4 protein-coding genes are annotated in these 3,485 nt (G+C 51.2%); all 4 read left to right on the forward strand.

Annotated features, from left to right (window positions below; translation table 11 throughout):
* The first annotated feature begins 80 nt into the window (after positions 1 to 80).
* The 4 genes from AC3DOM_RS16800 to AC3DOM_RS16815 all read left to right on the forward strand — a co-directional run bounded on the left by AC3DOM_RS16800 (position 81) and on the right by AC3DOM_RS16815 (position 3,481).
* Positions 81 to 740: an RluA family pseudouridine synthase gene (locus AC3DOM_RS16800; RefSeq protein ID WP_487920189.1), complete on the forward strand. Its 660-nt coding sequence runs from the start codon at positions 81 to 83 to the stop codon at positions 738 to 740.
* Positions 741 to 801: 61 nt separating this feature from the next.
* Entirely contained in the window at positions 802 to 1,248 is a 447-nt protein-coding gene (locus AC3DOM_RS16805) for a hypothetical protein (protein ID WP_487920190.1), read from the forward strand.
* A complete protein-coding gene (locus tag AC3DOM_RS16810) occupies positions 1,248 to 3,092 on the forward strand; it encodes a TolB family protein (RefSeq protein ID WP_487920191.1) in 1,845 nt (614 codons plus the stop codon). Before AC3DOM_RS16805 ends, AC3DOM_RS16810 begins: the two co-directional genes overlap by 1 nt.
* Positions 3,089 to 3,481, forward strand: coding sequence for a hypothetical protein (locus AC3DOM_RS16815; protein ID WP_487920192.1), 393 nt, complete (start codon positions 3,089 to 3,091; stop codon positions 3,479 to 3,481). The genes AC3DOM_RS16810 and AC3DOM_RS16815 overlap by 4 nt, the downstream gene beginning before the upstream one ends.
* Positions 3,482 to 3,485 lie beyond the last annotated feature (4 nt).

Here is a 3,485-nt window from a genome sequence, read left to right on the forward strand (position 1 = left end):
AACCCTGACCTTAGGTTAATATCAAGGTTTTTTCAAAAACCCTCGGTATATTTTTATATCCTTTATGGCATAATACGCCCATGCTAAATATCATTCACCAGGATAAAGCCATTATCGTGCTCGACAAGCCTGCCGGGATTTCTGTCCTGCATGAGGGCTGGAATGAGAACGCACTCGTTCTGCGAAAAATGCTCGAAGATAAATTCGGCAGGGTTTGGGTCGTGCACCGGCTGGATAAGGTCACCTCGGGAGTCGTGGTTTTTGCGCGCACCGCAGAAGCACATCGGTATCTGAACACACAATTCGAGCAGCGGGAAGTTGAAAAGATCTACCACGCCATCGTCGAAAATGTCCCCGAATGGAACGAGTACACTACCCATCATATGCTCCATGCGAATGTCGGCAGAAAGCATCGCACAGTTGTGGACAAAAATCGCGGCAAACAGGCTGAGACGAGCTTCAAGATCATTAAACGGTGGCAGGATCACGCCTGGATCGAAGCGCGTCCAAAAACCGGAAGAACGCATCAGATCCGTGTCCATTTATCCACTTCTGGATTTCCCATTGTCGCAGATCATCTTTATGGGGCAGAAAAAACTGATCTAATACCACGCGCCGCCCTCCACGCCCAAAGTCTGTCAATTGGACATCCCTCCACAAAAAAGAGGGTGACTTTTACCGCACCCCATCCTGAAGATTTTTCCAACCTGATCAATAAATTAGACTCACTTGACCCATAGCCCAGCAGACCTGTTTCATGGTATGCTCATGCATCTACATTAAAAATATTGAGAGTAAATAATGAACCCTACTCCTGATTCTCCGGAAGAGAATGACCCCAATAAAGAGTTTTTCTTCCCCGATCTTGAAGAGCTAAATAACAGCAAAGTGCCGCCAGAAGAGACGCGCATTCTTGTACTCACGGCTGAACCCTACCCAGATGCAAAACGAGTGCGCATTAATCTTGAAATGACTCCCTACCAGGTCCGTCCGCATCTCGATATGGTTCTCCTTGACCCAGCCGGCATGGAAGTCTCCACGGTGAGCATTATTGAGCCTATGGCCTGGAAACAGGAATTTACCATCCACTTACGCGCTGAGCGCCAGGATGGAAAATATAAACTCATCATGCGCCTCTTCTACCCCCCCACAGACGAAGAAGACCCAAAACTATTTCGGCTGGATATCCCCGTCGAAGATACGGATCGCGCGGAATTTGATTTTGAAATTGAGGAGATCAAAGAGTAGTGGGATATAGTTACAGGGTCCGCATTTTAATTGGATTGCTTCTTCTCTCTCTCCTCGCTGGCTGCAGAGGAGATGCCGATTCGCCCGACTTTACACCCGCTCCCGCAACCCAAACACCTTTTGCCCCCAATGCGGATGCTGCTTCTACACCGGTCATCTTCTCCGATTTTCCTGGCATCTTCATCCTCTCGATTAACGAGGGTGCTTATGCGCATCTTTTCGCTTATTCTCCCATCGATCAACCCTTCCTCCGTCTCACTTCCGGTGAATGGGATGATATTTCCCCCGCCCTCAGCCCGGACGGCAAGCAAATCGCATTTGCCTCCAATCGGAGTGGTTTTTGGGACCTTTACCTGCTCGAGATTGAGAGTGGCGAAACCGCCCGCCTGACCAATACAAAAACCTACGATGGCGCCCCCTCCTGGTCACCTGATGGCGCCTGGCTTGCGTCTGAAACCTATCTTGATCATAGCCTTGAAATTCTCATCCAGCCGATCAGCGACAGCGGCCAGGAGGCCATCCGCCTGACAGATAATCCCGCTGCCGATCATTCTCCCGCCTGGGCGCCAGATGGACGTCAGGTCGCTTTCGTTTCCACGCGTGGAGGTGACAGCGATATCTACCTGGCTGACCTCGACGATACCGGCAGCAACCGCTTTCTGAACCTCAGTGAAACCCCAAATGCTATCGAAGATCACCCGGTCTGGTCACAGGATGGCAGCCACCTGGTTTGGGCCTCCAATTCCTATGATAATGATCCCAGCGGTATTTTCATCTGGGATATAGATAAACCAAATATCCCCGCAGCATGGGTTGGCGAGGGTGATTGGGCTGTTTGGAACCAGCGCGGTGATAGCCTGCTTACCATGGTTGAAAGCGGTAAAGAAAATTATCTTTCTGCGTACAGCCTCGAGGGTGGATTGCTTCTTCAGCCCTGGCCTCTTCCTGGTGCACTAAAGGGAATGCTCTGGCTACCTGATCCCCTCCCTGTGAATTTACCTCAAAATTATAGGAATGCAGCCGTTGTGACCCCCGCCCCACTCTGGACATCGGATATCCCCACCCCAGAATCCCTCTCTGTGCGGGAAAATTTAGTCGCTCTTGATGATGTTCAGGCCCCATATCCAAATCTCCATCATTCTGTATATGCATCATTTGAAGCCTTGCGCGAAGCGATCATTACGCGTGCCGGCTGGGATGCGCTTGCCAATCTCGAAAATGCATTCATTCCCCTTACCACCGCTCTCGATCCCGGCATGAGCGATGACTGGCTCTACACTGGGCGCGCCTTCAGCCTCAATCCCCTTATTGCCAGTGCAGGCTGGATGGTTTCCGTTCGGCACGAGATCGGGCAACAAACCTATTGGAATCTTTACCTTCACGCCCAAAATCAGGATGGCTCAATGGGTATGCCTCTTCATGATCCTGTCTGGGATTTAAGCACACGCTACAACCTTGACCCCGCTACTTACGAAACCGGGGGTTCTTTTAGCGCCATTCCCTCAGGCTACTGGGTAGACTTCACCACGCTGGCGAAAAATTATGGCTGGCAACGCATCCCCGCGCTTTCTAACTGGCGTAATTTTTACAGGGGTACCCGTTTTACAGCGTTCGTCCAAAAGGGGGGCGTGAACTGGTATGAGGCCATGCTCGATCTCTATCCTCCTGAGATTCTGCTCACCCCCACCCCCGTCCTGCCACCAAGCAAAACCCCGACACCAACACCAATCCCCACAGGTACGCCGCGCCCAACCAATACGCCGCGCCCAACCAGTACGCCGCTTACCCTTGTTCCCACATCCACACCGCTTTCAATTTTCCAATTCGCGACATCGACTCCATGAAAAAGATTTTTATTATTTGGGGACTAGCCTTCGGCTTCGGAATCACGCTCGGGCTTTCAGCTTGCCGTGCGTTCCCCAAATCGGACCCCGATCCCACGCCAACACCCGTAATCCCCCTCCAACCAGAATCAAGCCTCCCGGAGAGCGAATCACTTATACCCACGCCAACACAACTCCCACCGCTGCGTTTCGTCATCCCCACACCAGGTGCCGAACCTATATCGGATTGGCGTCCCCCGCTCTATCCCATCCCATGGGCAATCTCTCCATATGATCATTTTTATTTTGCCCGCCCCATTGCTGCAAATGAAATTAGTTGGCCCCTGGCAAGTTATTTACTCGATAGTTGTGTTTTTAGTTTGAAGCAGCCATTGTATAGGCTTGTTTAGCGAA

This window comes from Candidatus Desulfolinea nitratireducens, from assembly GCF_982879505.1.